The organism is Acinetobacter colistiniresistens, from assembly GCF_024582815.1.
Classification (GTDB): Bacteria; Pseudomonadota; Gammaproteobacteria; order Pseudomonadales; family Moraxellaceae; genus Acinetobacter.
Map to the genome: position 1 here is coordinate 1,099,848 of NZ_CP102099.1, position 17,428 is coordinate 1,117,275.

The window sequence follows — 17,428 nt, forward strand, 5'->3', positions numbered from 1 at the left end:
CTCACTTAATGGCTTGTGGCAAACAACTGATCTAAATGTGCTTTGTACGCTTCGATATAACTTGGCACATTGGGCGCCTTGATCACATCATTGACGATAAAGGTCGGCAGTGAGTCCATACCCAAGAATTGATTAGCTTTATGGAAAGGTAAATAAACGCCATCCACACCAACGCCGTGGAAGAACTGGTCTGGATCGGTAAAGGCTTCCATCGGTGCATTCCAAGTTAAAGACAACATGTATTTTTTACCTTGGATTAGACCGCCTGAACCATACTTTTTCGATGCATCTGAACGACTACGGCCATCGCTGGCATACAGTGAACCATGACCAATGGTGAAGATATCATCGATGTATTTTTTCATGGTCCACGGTGCGCCCATCCACCAACCTGGCATTTGGTAAATCACCACATCTGCCCACAAGTATTTGGCTATTTCGGCTTGGATGTCATAGTCACTGTCGGTACGTGTCACTTGTACCTGATGACCTAAGGCAGTTAAATGTGCCTGAGAAAACTCGGTCAGGGTGTCATTCAATTCACCATTCGAATGTGCAAACTGTTTGGCACCATTAATAATTAAAATATTGCTCATGCGATTACTCAAAAATAAATCTCTAAAAACTGGAACGCATTTTAGGAAATCTATTCATGAGTAAAAATGCATAAATGAGCAAAATACTATTGATCAAAAATCAATAATTGAACTATTCAGCTTTGGATTTTTTAGCTTTATACCAACGACGAATGCCCCATAAAATTGTAATCGCAAGATACAGTGGCCATAACATCACGAGCCAAATGAGGGTTTCTCTAAAGCCATAGAGTCCCACTTTGATGGCTTCCCAAATCCGACTGAATAGCGGATCACTGTCCAAGGTGGCAATACGATTGATATTCAGATCATGGGATTTACGCACTTGTGATTGCTGGAAGAATTCCAGTCGAATGGTGCTATAGGCTAAACGGTCTTTGACTTCTAAATTGGTCAGTTGCTGCAGCTGATTGTTCACCGCATTGGATCCGCTATTACTTTGATTGGCGGTATTAAGTTTTTCTTCGAGCAATTTTAATTCATAACGCTTGGCTTCATAGCTTTGGGTATTAAAGTTCAGCATGAGTGGCAATAAGTTATTTAAGAATGCTGTTACGTCTGCATTGGGAATACGGACTGTCAGTTGTACGGTGGGGGTGATCTTTTCATAAATATCGACACTGCCATCAATACGATCACGTTCAGATCGGTCACTGACTTGATAATTAATCTGCTTCTCTTCGATATAGCCATTGTATTGCAATAACTGCTGTTCCAGTGCCGATGTGGTTTTTAGCACATCCTTCACTTCAAATTGCAATTGTGCGCTTTTGACCAATTGGCGGTTCTGTTCCAGAGCACTTTGTTGGTTACTGGCGAGTTGCTCTGGATTTTGAACGGCATTGTCGTGAACGGCTTGACTGTCTGCCGCGGCAGTTTCAGTTGTCATCGCGGCTTCACTAGCAGGGCCTTCAGGTTTTTTCGAGCAACCTAAGGCGGTGCTCCCGAGGATTAAAATAATCGTTAATTTCTTTGCTAAATCTGACATATCGGCATGTCCAAACTAAGGTGATTTTGATGTTATAAACTGTGTTTTTCTAATCATTTGTTATGATCATTATCTTTGATAATGACAACAAATTTAATGCACGCCATATACATTTTGTTGCGTGGCAAGTCTGTTTTGCATAGTAGCATAAATGAGCTAAATGGATTGGATGGGTACAAAATGTATAAAGTTTGCATGGTTTTAGGTTGCAGCTTATTTTTGGCTGCATGTAATCAACCTGCGGTACAGTCCCAGCAACAAGCGGAGCTACAAAAAAGTACAGCCATGCATGCCGTGTTATTGGATCAGCCCAATCTGTTTCATCAAGACAGCAATTTAAAAATTGATCAACAGTTTAATCGTGCAGAAAATCCAACCAATGCACAAATTATGATTGAGCAAACACAGCTCGACGATTCTGTTAGAGCAATACGGACTGAATATCAGCTAAAACGCGATCAAGATAGCTGGAAAGTGGTAAATAAGAAGCAGAGTTATCAATGTGCCAGAGGGCAGAATACTCAAACTTTCCAATTTGAGTTATGCCCATAATTTTGTGCATGATTAAACAGTGGATAAAAGTTCAGCAAAATTGTGGATAACTTTTCGGTTATACACATTGCTGAATTGGCGTGATGGGTTGTTTAAATTGCAGTCATTTTGAAAAAGTGCTACAGTTGCGCGTGGCAATTTAGCCAAACGGTAAAATATTTACCAATCTCACGTAAATAAATTGTTTTTCCTTATATACACCCAGTGAATACGGTGTTTTCACATTTATCACATGCTGGCTCACAGCATGGAATCAAAATTTAATTTAAATCTAAACCATAACATCTTGTGGTGATGGGCCTATTTTTCTTGTTGAAACATGGGACGAACCTGAGTTGGTTATTTTTGTGAATAAAACATGATGACGAATAATCAGAACATGACGTTAAACCGTATAACGCTCATGTTTCCTTTAGCTTTGGTGCTATTCGAATTTTCAGTTTATATCGGTAATGACTTGATTCAGCCTGCGATGTTGTCGATTACAGAACAATTTTCTGTAAGTGCAACCTGGGCACCCTCGTCAATGTCATTTTATTTATTAGGTGGTGCCAGCGTGGCATGGCTACTTGGACCGCTTTCAGATCGTCTTGGGCGTAAAAAAGTACTCTTGGCCGGTGTGGCATTTTTTACCCTTTGCTGCCTACTGATTTTACTGACCCATAATATTGAACAGTTCCTGACACTGCGTTTCTTGCAAGGGATGGGGCTGAGCGTTATTTCTGCGGTGGGTTATGCCGCAATTCAAGAAAGCTTTGAAGAACGTGATGCCATTAAGGTTATGGCACTGATGGCAAATATTTCCTTGTTGGCACCTTTACTTGGCCCTGTATTGGGTGCATTTCTGATTGATTATGTGTCATGGCATTGGGGCTTTGTTGCCATTGCTGCCGTATCCTTTATCAGTTGGTTTGGTTTAAAGAAATTTATGCCATCAATGCAGGAAAGCCGAAAGCAACCCAAACAGCCTTTTAGTCATATTTTTGATGACTTTAAAAAGGTATTTAGCAATAGCCGTTTCTTGGGTTTAAGTATTGCTTTACCTTTGGTGGGGATGCCATTGATGTTATGGATTGCCTTATCACCGATCATTTTGGTCGATGAGCTAAAGCTCAGCAGCGTGCAATATGGCTTGGCGCAGTTCCCTGTGTTCTTTGGCCTGATTGCCGGCAATATCATCCTGATCAAGATCATTGATCGTTTCCCTCTTGGTAAAACCATTCTGCTTGGTTTGCCGATTATGTTATTGGGTACGGTCTTCTTGGTGTTGGGCGTGATCTGGCAAGCTTATCTGGTACCTTGTCTGTTGATTGGTATGACTTTAGTGAGCTTGGGCGAGGGGATTAGTTTCTCGGTGATGTATCGCTTTGCCTTGATGTCTTCTGAAGTGTCCAAAGGAACAGTCGCAGCGGCAGTCTCGATGTTGATGATGGTCAGTTATTTTGTGGTGATTGAATTGGTTCGGGTACTGTATACCCATTTCCATATCTGGGCGTTTGCTTTAGCCAGTCTGGTTTTGATCGTATTCTGGTTTAGCTCGCCACGCCTTGAAACAGCATATGCTGGCACGTCAGCAAGACGGGTTGAATTAAGCTTAGGTTTATAGGGCTTATTTAGCTTGAGTTTAATGAAATTCATTTCTAACATTTGCGATGAGAGTAATCCTAACGGTGTCGTCCCGAGCTCTCACCTTAGTTTAGGATAAACCACTGCGTCTTGCTCTTCAGCTGAAATATATTTCAACCTCGTTCAGGTTCGACCTACTTTTCTTTCGGGATGAGGAGCGTAGCTGCGCAAGGGTAACCATCTTGCGCAGCCTTAGCGCTGCTCATCTGCAAAACCTATTCACTTCTTTCATCTGAAGAATAGTATTGAAAAAACAGTATATTATAGATATTCCGCAGGTTGCAGATGACACTTCCGAGTATCATATTTTTAGCTGATTTCAGTTTTACTTGCACTCATTACGCTCACTTAATTTCTAAGCTGAGCAGTTTATTTTTTAATAGCACGAATTCAGGCAAAGTTTCGAGTAAAAGGCTCATTTGTTTTAACAACAAGGGGTGCTGTTTAGAGATCTGCTCTTGCAGATTCAACACTTCAATTTCTTTCAGCAATTGCTCCACCTGATGCTGTGGAACGGACGCTTGTTCAATCAAACTTTGTTTGAGTAGCTCTTCAATTTTATCTAGTAGTTGCAGCAGTTTCTGATCTTCGATTTTTTCCCGTTGATGTCCCAAGGCAGAAACATAGCTGAGTTGGCTATGGCTATAGACCAAATAACGAAATGCATGTTGAATGAGTTCTTGATTGGGCTGAGGTTCGGTACTTAGACTGGAGATCATATTGGAGAGTTCGATTTGCGCATTATGTGCGGCACGCCGCGTGCTTCGGTATTCCAGATCGAGTTGGCGTCCTTGATGATATTGTTGTACCACCACATGCAGATAATCGAGTGTGGTTTGATTGCTTTGCTTGATGTTGCTAGAGATATTACGGAAATTCCAGTCTGGCCAGATAAAATTAACGGCGAGCCATGCAATGGCGCAGCCAATCAAGGTATCGATAATACGTGGCAGGATAATACTAAAACCAGCCCCTTTTAAATTAAAAATCAATAACACCATCAAGGTGGCCATGACGGTGGCGAGTGCATATTTCTTCTGTCTTAAATAGAAAAAGGAGACCCCACACAGCACGGTCAGGACTAACTGACCTTCAATACTCGGTACAAAATAAAGAATTGGAATCCCCAATAGTACTCCGAGTAAGGTACCGATAGTTCTCAGTTTAAGACGGCTTTTGGTGGCAAAGTAGGTAATCTGGCAGACAAATAAGCTGGTGAGTAAAATCCAGTAGCCATTCTGGGCAAAAGGTAATAAGGAAATGGCATAACCAATTGCAAAGATCACTGCTAAACGGACCGCATGGCGGAACAGGGCGGATTGCGGACTGAGTTGCTGTTTGATTTTTAAAAGCAGATCCTGCGCACCCTGAATATCATCATCAAGTAAATTGAGATGGTCGTGATGTTGCTGTGGAGAGGGTTGTTCCATATTTTGATTAAGTTGTAGCTGGGCAAACTGCTCATGCACACTGTTTAAATTGTTGAAGATCAGTTCCAGATTTTTAACTTCGAGATTGTGGGGATGTTGTTGCACCCAGTCACGCATCGACAATTCTAAATTGCTTAATGCTTTACTGGCAGACTCACGCGGCTGATAGCTCTGATGCTGTAAAATTGCTTGGCTTAAATCGTGGCAGGCCAAGGCTTGCAGCTGCATATTTTTTTGAATGCGAAAAATCAGATCACTGCGGCTAAAGTTCTGGTGAATTTTTTCATAATGCAGATAGCTGGAGGTGACCTGTTCATGCATGTCTTGAGCAAAATAATATAAATTCAGCCAATAAATGCTGGTGCTATTAACCCGAGAGGCCTTTAAACGGGTCAGTAAGGAGGTTTTCGCTTGATTCAGGCTGCTGACCACTTGGCTATTTTTCTGCGAAAGCTCGAACAGCAACGTTTCGACATTATCAAGATTATCAGGGTCGAATAAACGTGCTTTGGTGTGTAGTAATTCAGCAAGCTCCTGAAAAATCGTTGCAATCTTCTCTTGCAGGGGCAAGGTGGGACGAATCAAAAAAAATAAAATGGAGCTGAATCCATACCATAAAGCACCTAAAACAAAATAACTCGGTTGCTGATACCAATGTGGATACTCCCCCAAGCCAAACATGGTATAGATCGACAATAGAATTGTGCCAAAGGAAATCGTGGCATAGCGCTGTCCTAGTGCACCCATCAAAATCAAGGCTGCACTGGAGAGGCTGAGATAGACAATAAACCAGAATTTATACGGGGCGAGAAACTCTAAAATGGTACTGACCGTAAAAAACAGTACGCAGACATAGATCAGGTTACGTAAACGAATGCTGAGACGATCATCAAAATCGGTCAGTGCGGCCGCAATTGCACCTAAGGTCACAGGCACAATTAACGACCCAAATCCGAAATGATGTAAACCGAGTGTTGTACCAGACAGGACTATAAAAATCTGTACGCAATAAAGCAGAATCGAGTTGGAGCGAAAGCGATTGAAGAGGACAGAAAAATTTTTCACGATTGTTATTCTTTGAAATGTTCTGGTTTCATCATACGAATAAATTTCCCAAAGGAAAGCATTGTTCCCCAGCAACAGGCACTATTTTTAGCATCAATATGGGCATGATCTTTCAAATAAGAGATAAGATGCAAAATTCATGCTCAGTTATATTTTGTTGTTGTGAGATGAGCAAAGAACTAAAACTGGCTAAAAGCAGAGCAACTGTGGATAACTCGGAAGATACCCACAGTATTGAAATTACTTAATCACGCCGCAGGCAATACGGTCACCGCCGCCACCTAAAGGTTTGGGCGTATCTGAATAATTATCTCCACCGACATGGATCATAATGGCACGGTTCTGAATATCGGCTAGTTTTAAACGGGGTGCAATCACAGGTGTGGTTGCAAAGCCTTTTTCATTCACGACCAATACAGGTAAATCGCCTAAGTGCCCATTTTCAGGTGTGCCATGATGTGCCACTTTTTCAGGATTTAAGTGGCTGCCTGCTGCCAAGGCGGCTCCCATTTTGCCATCTTTTAACGCAGCTTCACAGGATGGATTTTCATGGATGTGAAAACCGTGTTCGCCTGGTGAAAGTTTCCAAAGTGCAGGGGTGATCAATAAACCTTTTGGTGTTTGTTGAAATGCAACCGTTCCAATTGAAGCACCAACACCATTGGCATCGACTTGATAGACTTGGATTAATTGTTTCTGATCGCTCGTATGCGTTTTGGTCTGAATTTTAGCTGCGTTATCATCTAAAGTAACTGACGAGCAGGCTGCGACACTTAAGCTGAGACAGCCCAGTAGAGAAATTTTTTGAAGCATTGAAGTCATGGCGAAGATATCCTTATAAATTATCTTTATCTGACGATTCAAACAAAGTCCAGGATATCCCACAAGCCAAGTTAATCAATTGATGACAAAAGATTAAACAAAATAAACTTACTTGCTGTCTGGTGGTGCTTCCAAGACGGCAACAGCTTCCTCGACATTTTCATGCAGCCATTCCCGCCAGATGGCCAATAAAATGGCTAGAATGACAGGGCCAACGAATAAACCGACCAAGCCAAAACTGGCAATCCCACCCAGTACGCCAAACATAATCAGTAGGAACGGGATTTGAGTTGCGCCAGAAATCACCAATGGGCGAATCACATTATCCGAGGTACTCACAATACAGATGCCCCATACAATAACACCAATGGCTTCTACGGTTTGGCCTTGAGCAAATAGCCATAAGCCCACTCCTAAATAGGATACCGGGGTTCCAAATGGAATCAGCGCTAAGATAAAGGTTACGATGGTCAAGAGCATCGGATTCGGAACACCCGCGACAAAGTAGCTGAGGCCTGCCAAAATTGCTTGGGCAACTGCAGTTAAGCCAACACCATAAACGACGGCACGGGTTGTTTCAGAAATGGTATCTAGATAATGATGTACACGCGGACCAATCACCATTTCCATCGCTCGACTGACCTGCGATAAAATCATTTGCCCGTCACGATAAAAAAAGAACAGCGTCATGATGGCAAAAGTGAGTTTGACCAGATTACGGCTAATTTCACTCAGTACAAAACGGCCATAACTCAAATGGCTTTGTATCCATTCGCCGATATTTTTAGTAATACTATTAGGATCATTACTCAGTTCATTGACTGTACGACTGATGTCTTGACCAATAATCGGCAGGTTTTTGATAAACTCAGGTACTTGAATGTGCCCTGAAAATAATTGTCTTTGTAAATTAAGATATAAGTTACGACCTTCTAGTTGCAGCATGAAAATGGCACAAACAAAAGGAATTCCAATCACTAAAATCACCAGACTGATCATGATGCTGGCATTCAGTGTTGGACGGTTTTCTCCAAAAAAACGACGTTGTACCCATAAGTAAGCGGGCCAGGTCATATAGGCAATAATGGCAGCCCAAAGGACGGGAACAATAAAATATTTGAGAATACTAAATCCCAAAAAGAGCAGGACAAAGAATAGTCCAAACAGCAAAACGCGTTGTAATATGGGAGCGTATTGTTGCACCATAGTATGTCTCTAGTGCTGGAAATTGAATGAAACCATCTTAACTGAAAAAGCAATTGAGGGAAATTTTCATTTCCCGATTTTAAGATTTGTGATCAAAAGATTACGTTTCTTTGCAAAGCCTAAAACCACTCGCTTGGATCATCAACCAACTGGTTTAAAATGGGCTGCCATTGACTCTGAATGCTGACAAAGTTTTTCTGGGTTTTATCAAATATGCTGAGACCTTGCATGGCTAAAGAGCCATAAGCACTGCGTTCGGAAATCCACGCCACAGGATCTTGCTCAATTTTGCTAAAGAAGTCTTGAATGTCTTTGGAACTGGCACTATTCGGCTTGACCCGATTGGCAATCAACAGAATTTGTACTTTACCTTTACGAATACGTTTGATGTCTTGTAAATGCTTCAGGAAGCGGCGAGTACTGTCGATATCGAAAAACGAGGGTTGTAGTGGTGTCACAATGGCGTGCGCTTCACTGACCAATTGCTCGGCATGTTCACCTGAGAGTGCACCTGGCGCATCGATAATTAAATAATCTAAATTTTTGGGTGCTTCACCAATGGATTTTTCATGTCGCCAATCCAGGCTCTGAATACCTGTAACTGTTTCAGGACGTTGCTTTAACCATTGCAAAGATGATTTTTGGTTGTCAGCATCTGCCAGCGCAACTTTATATCCTTTTTGGGATAAAGCGGTAGCGAGTGTAATAGCGGTCATAGTCTTGCCACAGCCACCTTTTTGATTTGCGATTAATATTGTCTTCATGTACTTAGATTTATTTAGCAGGCTCTCGTATTCATCTATACCTTAGCATCTTTTTAGAACAAGTGTGTTACACATGACAAAAGTTTAATGTTGCAGTTAAATAGCAGCACGGAAGAACAGGAAGGTCGATATGTCGGTTTGGTTGGCGATGCTGATTGGTGGTTGTATAGGTGTCGTGATCACCACAATTATTTTATCCAGCACCCGTAATGGGCGGATTCAGGCTGAATATGAAAAATATATCGCCGAACTTGAACTTGAGCATAAACAAGCCTTGCTTGATGCCCAGAAGCGCAGCGTCAATACCAGTCGCGCAGTATTAAAAGGTAAAATGGCGGAGCAGTTTGCACCAATCCTGCCTCAATTCCAGTATTTACCCAGTGATGCCAAATTCTTGGGAGATCCCGTCGACTATGTGGTTTTTGATGGTTATACCGACTTCCGCGATGGCGATGGTAGCGCAGAAGACATAGAAGTGATTTTACTGGATATTAAAAGTGGTGGCGCGCGCTTAAGCAAAGGGCAGCAGGCCATTGCCCAAGCCGTTAATGAAGGACGTATTCGATTTGAAACGCTTCGAATTGATTTTGAAGATTAAGCTACAAGTTGTAATTTTTGTACTCGGGCCAGTAACATTTTTTGGGCCAGCACTGGAATTCCTGCAGCATCAAAATATTCTTTTTCGATAAATCTGAATTTGGCCTGTAGGAGATGGCGCTCCATATCCCGATTCAGGTGGCAGCCGTCGGCAATACGTTTTTGAATTGGCGTCAAGAGTGTTTGTAAAGATTGTATTTTGGCTGAGTTTGGATGTTTGACATGCTCAACCAAATGAAAACTGCCAGTCGGCTTTAATACCCGATAAATTTCAGCCAACGCTTGATCCAGTTGTTCAATACTACACAGTGTCCATGTTGAAACGACATGATCGAGCGAGGCATCGGCAAAAGGAAGCTTCTCGGCACTGGCTTGCACATGCTTTACGAAGAATGGGGCATGTTGAACCCGTTCAAGTGCCAGATGATAAATATCAGGATTAGGTTCCACCGCATAAAGCGTATCAACATTACCATAAAAAGCAATATTCAGACCGGTCCCAAAGCCGATCTCGAGTACGTCGCCTTCAATCGGCAGCAGGAGTTCGCGCCGTCGATCCATCAAACTGGCAGTTTGCATGACTTGGTTCAGTAAATGCGGAAATACGCGACGTTGATAAAATTGGTAAATCATAGTGATCCATGTGTTGATTCAAATGAGCAATACAAAATTTACACCACAAAAACATGACCAAAGTGGGTTTGATTGTTACCAAAAAAAGCACTTTTTTTCACCATCTAAGCATACTATGAAGAGAAATGATTTTCTAAGTTTTTGGTTATAGTTTGAGGATGATTGAGCCATGAAAAAACGTCTATGGATGAGTTTATGCATGGTTGCTGCAATTGGGCAGACACATGCATCAACGGGTCAGGCAGAATATAATATTGCCAATGGCTTAGCGCCTACGGTGGCCTATCAATCGATTTCAGTCCTCAAACCTTTTGATGGAAATTTCCGTATTCTCGGTTCAAAAGTCTATCAGGATGACGAGCAAGCCAAATTTTCTCCGATTGACTATGCGGTGAGTCTGGGACTTTTTGCTGATCCAGCAATTGCAAGAACCATCGATGTGCGTCAGTATGACCGTTATCTAAACTGGAAAATGACAAAATTACCCGTACCACCAGATCAAGCGATCAAAATGGTGTCTAATATGCATATTATTCCGGCCAATCCAGAGATTGCGAAACAAATCAAACAAGTGAAACGAGGTGACTTGGTGCAGTTAAAGGGCGAGCTGGTCGAGATCCGAGATAAGGACTTGGTGTGGAAATCGTCATTAACTCCAGGTGGTGTCGGCGATGGTGCGTGTGAACTGTTCCGTGTGAGCTCAATTCACTGGATTGAGAAACAGAATATTTAATAATGAATTTGCAATAAAAAAAAGGGGCATTAGTCCCTTTTTTATTTATTTCAGTTACTCAGCTTGCATTTTAGTTTCAGCTGGTTGCGCATTTCTCCAGTAGTGTAACTGGCTTTGGGCATGTAGATATTCATTGAGATGATTGACCTGTTGGCTGGTATCTGTCTTTTGAGGGCTAGTACTGCGATTTGCCTGTTCTAGAACCTTGGCCTGATGATCCCAATAATCATAGAGTAAACCTTGAATATAGCGTCCTTGCTCAGTTTTGAGTTCCAGTTCTTTGAGCATTTTCAACGCGGAGTTCACGTTATCTTTTTGGCGCTGCTGCTCGAATTCTGGGGTTAAGCTATTGGCCTCTTTCATCTTGGCCAGTTCCATTTCCATGCTATCACTCATATCGGTAAAGCGACGGTCATAGTCATCCAAGATGGCAATATCATGCCCATCATCTGCTGTGGCTGGGAAATGTTTAATCGGGGTTTGATTGAGTTGACCAATCGCATCTTTGGCCGAGCTGCTTTGCTGCTCCTTATTTGCCGCTGGTTCTTTGTCCTTATTACAAGCGCTGAGCAGCAGCACTGAACTGAGTAGGCAGGTGATGGCAAAGGTGGTTTTAAGCTTAGACATAGTTCAACTCGTTCAATAATTAATTTGATATTTTCTGAAAATGGTAGGCAAAGGTGGTATAGGGGAAACTAATCTGATCTTGTGCAGTTAAACCTGTAAAATCAAATACAATTTGTTCAAACTTTGCTTTGAGTTGTTGCTGTTCAACGGTCGGCATTGCTGCGATAAAACTGGTGGATAGCAAGCGTTTACTGACCACTTGTTCGACAGTCCCCTGATGTGACTGCTGGAAGGTCTGTAATCCATCTAATTTAAATAGCGTTTGGTTCTCAAAGACCTGTTTCCATAATTCACTATGATAACGAGGGGTGTTACCTTCCAAGGGGGCAATTGCATCGGCCAAGGCTTTGACCCAATCGACACGGATATCACGCTGATTCCAGATCAGCCCCAAGTGTCCAGATGCGGTGAGGACCCGATGGATTTCAGTTAAAGTTTCAATATTGGCAAACCAGTGGAACGATTGAGCACACAGAATGGCATCAATTGACGCATTGACGAATGGTAGCTCGCTACTGAATGCTTGCAGGCAGTCGACAGTTGGATAGGTCTGTTGAAGCTGCTGTAACATTTCCGTGACAGGCTCGACGGCAATCACTTTGGCCTGCGTCTGAATCAGGGAGGGTAAGAATTTGCCAGTCCCAGCACCGAGGTCAACAACCGTGGAGCTTTTACCTATTTGGAGCCGATCTTGCAGCCAAACTACTATTTCTTGCGGGTAACTAGGGCGCACCTGTTGGTATAGTTCGGCCCCTAAACTAAAGCCTTTTTCAGCAGCAGGATGTAAGGATTGTGTCATTTTTTGCGCTTTTTAATCTGTCTTAACTCTATAAAATAAGATACTCCGCAATTATGGTTTGGCAAAGCGATCATTTGGTGACTTTTTGCTACAAGCCTAGGATCAATTTTTCAGTGTGAGCATGGATAAGCAAATAATATTTGAAGATGAGCATATTCGCGTTATTTTTTTAAAAGGTGCAAGTGACACTTTAGTGATTTCGTTTGGTGATTTGATTAGTCGCGCGAAAGGCATGTCAATTAATGCTGAAAAATCCTTAATCAAATATCAGTACAATGTGATCGGTATTATGCCGAAGCAAAAATCATGGTTTCCGAAAACGAGCATGTTGCAGATGCAGCAACAGATCCAGCCGATTTTGCAGCAATTCAAGGATATTGTGGGTTATGGCGGCTCAATGGGTGGCTATGCTGCAATCAAGTATTCAAACTTATTGAATATGCAAAAGATCGTGGCTTTTGTACCACAATTTTCGATTGATCCTGATGTGGTACAGGATCGCCGTTATGCTGAGTTCTTTGATACTTCTATCCATCAAGATATGCAGATTCAGGCCGATGAAGTGGATGCATCGCGTGAATACATCATCGTCTATGATCCGTACTTTGCAGAAGATAAAGAGCATTTCTTAAAGATTCAGCCTTTATTGCCTAAAATGCATGTGATTCATCTACCTTTTACAGGTCATGAAGCACTTTCCGTGTTGGCAAGTTCCCAGCTGTTGAATGATTTTGTGGTTAAACCATTTGAAATCACGTATTTCTATCAACGCGTTCGGGAGGTTAAGAAGCAGAGCAAGTTCTATTATCGTCACATACTCGATGCCTTGTTGCCACGCCATCATCATGCCTTATTAAAAATTCTAGAGCAGAATGAAATGGCTTTAGATGAGCGTTATTTTGATGCGATCCTTAAACAAAAACTGGTACAACAGCTGTTTAATTTGAAACAGGGGACAGAACAGAATCTGCATAAGCTAGGAGTTCATCTGCATTTTGTACAACACAGCGAGACATTACCCGCCAATGTGATCAATGCGCAGAATCAGTTTCTGGTGTTTAATCTGGCAAGCTTGAAATTAGAGAGCTACAGCGCTGACATCATTGCAGCCAATCCAGCCTATCTCTTGCCTTTAAACCTGACGGCCAATAGCTTGGTCAAACTGAGATTGAATGATGAATATTATTTCCTCACGATGAATGATCGAGGTATTCATAAATTGGTCAAAGAGGGTGAACCTTTTGCGCTGGATCAATCGCCGTTGGTGTTTAAACACTACGCAGATTTCTATAGTCTGAGCTATAAACAGCTGAGCCTATGTTGTGATGTACACGGTCTAACTCATTTTATTGAAAATAACACGGATGAGCAAAGCAAGCTGCAACTTTGCTGAGTGAAATCATGTGTATAAAAAAGCCCTTTGACGCAGCAAAGGGCTTTTTAGATTAGATTTTAATTAGTTTCTGCCAATTTTGGCATTGGTATTGACGTTCGCATTAACACCAAGCACTTTTACACCGACATTCGCACCGGTTTGTAGGTTCTTCTTATCTGCATTCAAGCCTGTTTGGGCATTTACAGATGAGGTTTTACCATTGACTTGTGCTTGCGCGTTGGTTTGAGCGCCAACATTGAGCGATTTAGATTGAGTTGCATTCTTCTTCTCTGCAATACGTTGTTTTACATTTGCAGTAGTATCTGCGGCCAACTCTTTGCCATCTACAGCTTTATCTACTGCATAGTTTGTCGTGGTTTTTACTGCTTCACCAGTTTTATTGACAACGGTTGAGCCAACATTGCTTGCTGCGCTCACAGTTTTTTGTGTGGCTGAAACACCTGTATTTACCGCAGCATGTCCCACATTATGTGCAGTTTGGCCAACGCCTTGTGCGACTTGACCAACGCCTTGTGCTGTACCTTTGACTGCACCTGTGACGCCTTTAAGCAGTCCACCAGATTGTACATTGACTTGAGCTGAGCCACTGGCATTTGCATCAACATTCTGTGCAAAAACGGAAACAGAGGTGAGGATACTAGTTGTGACGATAGCTGTTTTGATCATTTTTTTCATTGCGATTTCCTTAAGCGATGTACCGTATTGAGGTACTTCATCAACGCCATTGCATCATAGCGAGCAAAAAAACAGAAATGTGTGATTTTCATCAAACGTTACAACCAGATTACAGCTTGAAAACAATCTGGCGAGAAATTGTGGAGATATGTTTTTGTGTTAAGCACGTGAAAAGTAATGTTTTTAATAAATATAAGTTGCTGTAAAAAATAAATTTTAGATTGTTTTTAAGACAATTATTATTAACTTTATTTCTTATTTTTAGCTAAATGAATATGAAAATTAAGAATATCTAAATTGATTTAAACTCATTTCAAATTGATTAAAAAATGGCATTTTTATTGCTTGGTATATCGATGTGAACTCATGATTTGGCTTTTTAGCTAATATTTTTGTCATAAGATCGATCTTTAGGGTGTTAATTGTACTTTTAAACGTATAAAACTAAAGCAGAAGCTTGCGGTATTTTTAGATAACACGACGATTTAAATCGTATTTTATTTAAATATATAAGTGAAATATAAAGTGAATATTAAAATTTATTCGTATTGTGCATAGAAAAAACTGAAAACCAAGTCATGGCCAATAAAGAGCGCTGGAGAATATAAATGAAACAGATTGCAGCATTCCTACTTGTCTTAATCGGGCTCGGTGTGGTGGTTTTTTATTTTGAACCAGCAGAATCGAACAGTTCAGCAGCTGATGCTGCGATTTATCAAATTCACCCTGAACAAACAGGGGTAAGTGCAACCGTTTTACATCCACAGGAGAACAAAGCCACAGAACATACCACCTCAACCATGTTAAATAAATTGGATAAAACTCAAAAAGATGACCAATTTTATGACACCAAAAGCGATCCTTCGATACAACCGATTGATCCTGAAACTGATCCAGCAAATGAAATTAAAACACTTTAAATGATCTGGATTTCTTTACCCAAGAAAAACAGGCAATAAAACAGTTCTTTATCCAAGAACGATGGAGATGAATAGTGAACAATAAAACTTTATTACTTTTAAGCTTATGTACTCTTATCACCACGACCACCTCAGCCGCGACACTGAATGCGGTGCAACTCAAACAAAGTCTGAGCTCAGCAGCATTAAACAAGGTCGAGAAAGGTAAAATTAATCTTGCCGCCTTGCTCGATAATGATTCAAATGATTTATTGATCGAATATGAGAGCAGTGCAACGCGCACTGCTTTGGGGCGAGAAAAACGTAGCCTGATTGCAGAGGGTAAAAACCAGTTTAAAAATAAATTTGATAAAGCAGCCGGCTTTCAAACCTTAAGAGAGTTTAATGGTTTACCTTTGGGCTTATATCGTATTCAGAATCGGGAAACGCTGGCACAGGTTTTAAATGATCCGAATGTCAAAGGTGTTTATCCAAATCGTAAAAATGTGCCAACGACCATGCAAAGTTTGCCTTTAATTAATCAGCCACAAGCGGTGAGTAATGGCTTTACTGGAGAAGGCACCAGTGTGGTGGTCATTGATACAGGGGTAAATTATAAACATGCTGATTTTGGCTGTACCGCAGTTAATACCCCAGCTTCAAGCTGTCGCGTGGTCTACGCTTTTGACAGTGCACCTGACGATAACAGCTTAGATGATGATGGACATGGTAGTAACGTTTCAGCCATTGTTGCCAAAGTTGCGACTAAAACCAAAATTATCGGAATTGATGCTTTTAGAAAGGTGAGATCACAGGGACAATTAGTGAGCACGGCTTATGACAGCGATATTCTGGCGGGGATCAATTGGGCTGTGAATAATGCACAAACTTATAATATTAAAGCGATTAATTTAAGTTTAGGGACACCCGGGGTGAAATATACCTCTGAATGCAGTAACAGTAGTTATGGCACTGCATTTGCCAATGCACGTGCAGTAGGGGTCGTGCCTGTGGTGGCTTCGGGCAATGATGCCTTTGCTGATGGGATTTCTTCTCCTGCTTGTGTAGCAGGTGCAGTACGCGTAGGTGCAGTCTATGATAGCAATATTGGCGGTGTATCGTGGGGCAATCCGTTGAAGTGTTCTGATCCAACCACAGCCGCGGATAAAATTACCTGCTTTAGTAATGGCGGCTCATTGGTGACTTTATTGGCACCAGGCGCGATGATTACTGCAGGCGGTGAAACTCAAGGCGGTACTTCACAGGCAGCACCGCACGTGGCAGGGGCAATTGCGTTATTACGCGCCAATGGCGTAACACCATCAGAGACTATCGATCAAACCGTAAATCGTTTAAGAGTGACGGGTAAACCCATTACCGATACACGCACGGGTTTAGTGTTCCCACGTATTGATTTACTTGCTGCAACCAGTGGGCTTAGTTCAAATTAAGGTGATTGTGTAATTAAAAGATTGATCTAAAATAGTTTAAAAGCCATAACGCGTTGCAGCTAGAGATAGATGCAACGCGTTTTTTTAGTTAATGGCACTGTGCTAGGTTACTGGAGCTAAAATTACTTTGTAGTTTTTGAAAATTGGCTTGAGCAGTCGCATCTTGTACATCAAAGGCGGTTGCGATTGCCGGTTGACCAAGAATTTTATCTTTATAGTATTGCGTTGTAGAGTTTGCTGAAATTAACCCATGTTGATTAAAGACCCAACGTTCAACTGCCTGACCACCCTCGAAATAGCCAGTAAACTCAATCAGGCAGTGATGATCATGTTTGATTAATTTTGCAATATTACCTTGCGTTGAGGGTGTCGCACCAATATTTTTCACTTGTTGTAAGGGCTGGGTGATGTTGCTCTGGGTGGAAAGTGTCGAACAAGCAGTAAAACTGATTGCACTGACGCAGCAAAGTAGACTGGTTTTGAGAGGGTGTTGGGTCATATGCAAAAATTCCGATCCTATGAATTTATGCGTTTGAGTGTGTCGGCAAAGTCGGTGAAATTCAATGAAT

17 protein-coding genes and 1 pseudogene are annotated in these 17,428 nt (G+C 41.6%); 7 read left to right on the top strand and 11 right to left on the bottom strand.

Annotated features, from left to right (window positions below; translation table 11 throughout):
• Positions 1 to 5 precede the first annotated feature (5 nt).
• Together NQU59_RS05255 and NQU59_RS05260 are read right to left on the bottom strand one after the other, a co-directional pair.
• Positions 6 to 596, bottom strand: coding sequence for an NAD(P)H-dependent oxidoreductase (locus NQU59_RS05255; RefSeq protein ID WP_257065269.1), 591 nt, complete (start codon positions 594 to 596; stop codon positions 6 to 8).
• Between the two features lie 112 nt (positions 597 to 708).
• Positions 709 to 1,584 carry a DUF4349 domain-containing protein gene (locus tag NQU59_RS05260; RefSeq protein WP_257065270.1) on the bottom strand — a complete coding sequence of 292 codons (876 nt, stop codon included), beginning with the start codon at positions 1,582 to 1,584 and terminating at the stop codon, positions 709 to 711.
• Between the two features lie 180 nt (positions 1,585 to 1,764).
• Between NQU59_RS05260 and NQU59_RS05265 the strand changes: the two genes are divergently transcribed.
• Entirely contained in the window at positions 1,765 to 2,136 is a 372-nt protein-coding gene (locus tag NQU59_RS05265; RefSeq protein ID WP_005238457.1) for a hypothetical protein, read from the top strand.
• Between the two features lie 361 nt (positions 2,137 to 2,497).
• Positions 2,498 to 3,728: pseudogene (gene craA, locus NQU59_RS05270) on the top strand (chloramphenicol efflux MFS transporter CraA).
• Positions 3,729 to 4,106: 378 nt separating this feature from the next.
• Here craA and yccS read toward each other — a convergent pair.
• From yccS to NQU59_RS05290, 4 genes are all read right to left on the bottom strand, one after another.
• Positions 4,107 to 6,257 (bottom strand): YccS family putative transporter, encoded by a 2,151-nt coding sequence (gene yccS, locus NQU59_RS05275; RefSeq protein ID WP_257065271.1) that lies wholly within the window; start codon positions 6,255 to 6,257, stop codon positions 4,107 to 4,109.
• A gap of 240 nt (positions 6,258 to 6,497) precedes the next feature.
• On the bottom strand, positions 6,498 to 7,079 hold the full coding sequence (gene sodC, locus NQU59_RS05280; protein WP_043972872.1) for a superoxide dismutase family protein: 582 nt from the start codon (positions 7,077 to 7,079) through the stop codon (positions 6,498 to 6,500).
• A 108-nt stretch (positions 7,080 to 7,187) separates the two neighbouring features.
• A complete protein-coding gene (locus NQU59_RS05285; RefSeq protein WP_043972889.1) occupies positions 7,188 to 8,282 on the bottom strand; it encodes an AI-2E family transporter in 1,095 nt (364 codons plus the stop codon).
• Positions 8,283 to 8,404: 122 nt separating this feature from the next.
• Positions 8,405 to 9,049, bottom strand: coding sequence for a ParA family protein (locus NQU59_RS05290; RefSeq protein ID WP_043972874.1), 645 nt, complete (start codon positions 9,047 to 9,049; stop codon positions 8,405 to 8,407).
• A 130-nt stretch (positions 9,050 to 9,179) separates the two neighbouring features.
• Here NQU59_RS05290 and NQU59_RS05295 point away from each other — a divergent pair, with 130 nt between their 5' ends.
• Positions 9,180 to 9,647, top strand: a complete 468-nt coding sequence (locus NQU59_RS05295) for a Holliday junction resolvase-like protein (RefSeq protein ID WP_005238469.1) — start codon at positions 9,180 to 9,182, stop codon at positions 9,645 to 9,647.
• Here NQU59_RS05295 and NQU59_RS05300 read toward each other — a convergent pair.
• Complete coding sequence (locus NQU59_RS05300) at positions 9,644 to 10,279, bottom strand: class I SAM-dependent methyltransferase (protein ID WP_043972876.1); 636 nt, start codon at positions 10,277 to 10,279, stop codon at positions 9,644 to 9,646. The two genes, NQU59_RS05295 and NQU59_RS05300, sit on opposite strands and share 4 nt — an antisense overlap.
• A 169-nt stretch (positions 10,280 to 10,448) precedes the next feature.
• On the opposite strand from NQU59_RS05300, the gene NQU59_RS05305 reads away from it, so the two are divergent.
• Entirely contained in the window at positions 10,449 to 11,012 is a 564-nt protein-coding gene (locus NQU59_RS05305; RefSeq protein ID WP_005238473.1) for a hypothetical protein, read from the top strand.
• Between the two features lie 54 nt (positions 11,013 to 11,066).
• Here NQU59_RS05305 and NQU59_RS05310 read toward each other — a convergent pair whose 3' ends face one another.
• Both NQU59_RS05310 and NQU59_RS05315 read right to left on the bottom strand, forming a co-directional pair.
• Positions 11,067 to 11,639, bottom strand: a complete 573-nt coding sequence (locus tag NQU59_RS05310) for a hypothetical protein (protein ID WP_005238475.1) — start codon at positions 11,637 to 11,639, stop codon at positions 11,067 to 11,069.
• 19 nt (positions 11,640 to 11,658) lie between these two features.
• The gene (locus tag NQU59_RS05315; RefSeq protein ID WP_005238477.1) at positions 11,659 to 12,438 is read right to left on the bottom strand and encodes a class I SAM-dependent methyltransferase; all 780 of its coding nucleotides are present in this window, start codon (positions 12,436 to 12,438) and stop codon (positions 11,659 to 11,661) included.
• A 121-nt stretch (positions 12,439 to 12,559) separates the two neighbouring features.
• Here NQU59_RS05315 and NQU59_RS05320 point away from each other — a divergent pair, with 121 nt between their 5' ends.
• On the top strand, positions 12,560 to 13,831 hold the full coding sequence (locus NQU59_RS05320) for a hypothetical protein (RefSeq protein WP_257065272.1): 1,272 nt from the start codon (positions 12,560 to 12,562) through the stop codon (positions 13,829 to 13,831).
• 63 nt (positions 13,832 to 13,894) lie between these two features.
• Here NQU59_RS05320 and NQU59_RS05325 read toward each other — a convergent pair whose 3' ends face one another.
• Positions 13,895 to 14,509, bottom strand: coding sequence for a hypothetical protein (locus NQU59_RS05325; protein WP_005238481.1), 615 nt, complete (start codon positions 14,507 to 14,509; stop codon positions 13,895 to 13,897).
• A gap of 608 nt (positions 14,510 to 15,117) precedes the next feature.
• Between NQU59_RS05325 and NQU59_RS05330 the strand changes: the two genes are divergently transcribed.
• Both NQU59_RS05330 and NQU59_RS05335 read left to right on the top strand, forming a co-directional pair.
• On the top strand, positions 15,118 to 15,429 hold the full coding sequence (locus NQU59_RS05330; RefSeq protein WP_005238483.1) for a hypothetical protein: 312 nt from the start codon (positions 15,118 to 15,120) through the stop codon (positions 15,427 to 15,429).
• Between the two features lie 74 nt (positions 15,430 to 15,503).
• Complete coding sequence (locus tag NQU59_RS05335; RefSeq protein ID WP_257065273.1) at positions 15,504 to 16,859, top strand: S8 family serine peptidase; 1,356 nt, start codon at positions 15,504 to 15,506, stop codon at positions 16,857 to 16,859.
• An 88-nt stretch (positions 16,860 to 16,947) separates the two neighbouring features.
• On the opposite strand, the gene NQU59_RS05340 is transcribed toward NQU59_RS05335, so the two are convergent.
• Complete coding sequence (locus tag NQU59_RS05340) at positions 16,948 to 17,358, bottom strand: hypothetical protein (RefSeq protein WP_257065274.1); 411 nt, start codon at positions 17,356 to 17,358, stop codon at positions 16,948 to 16,950.
• Positions 17,359 to 17,428 lie beyond the last annotated feature (70 nt).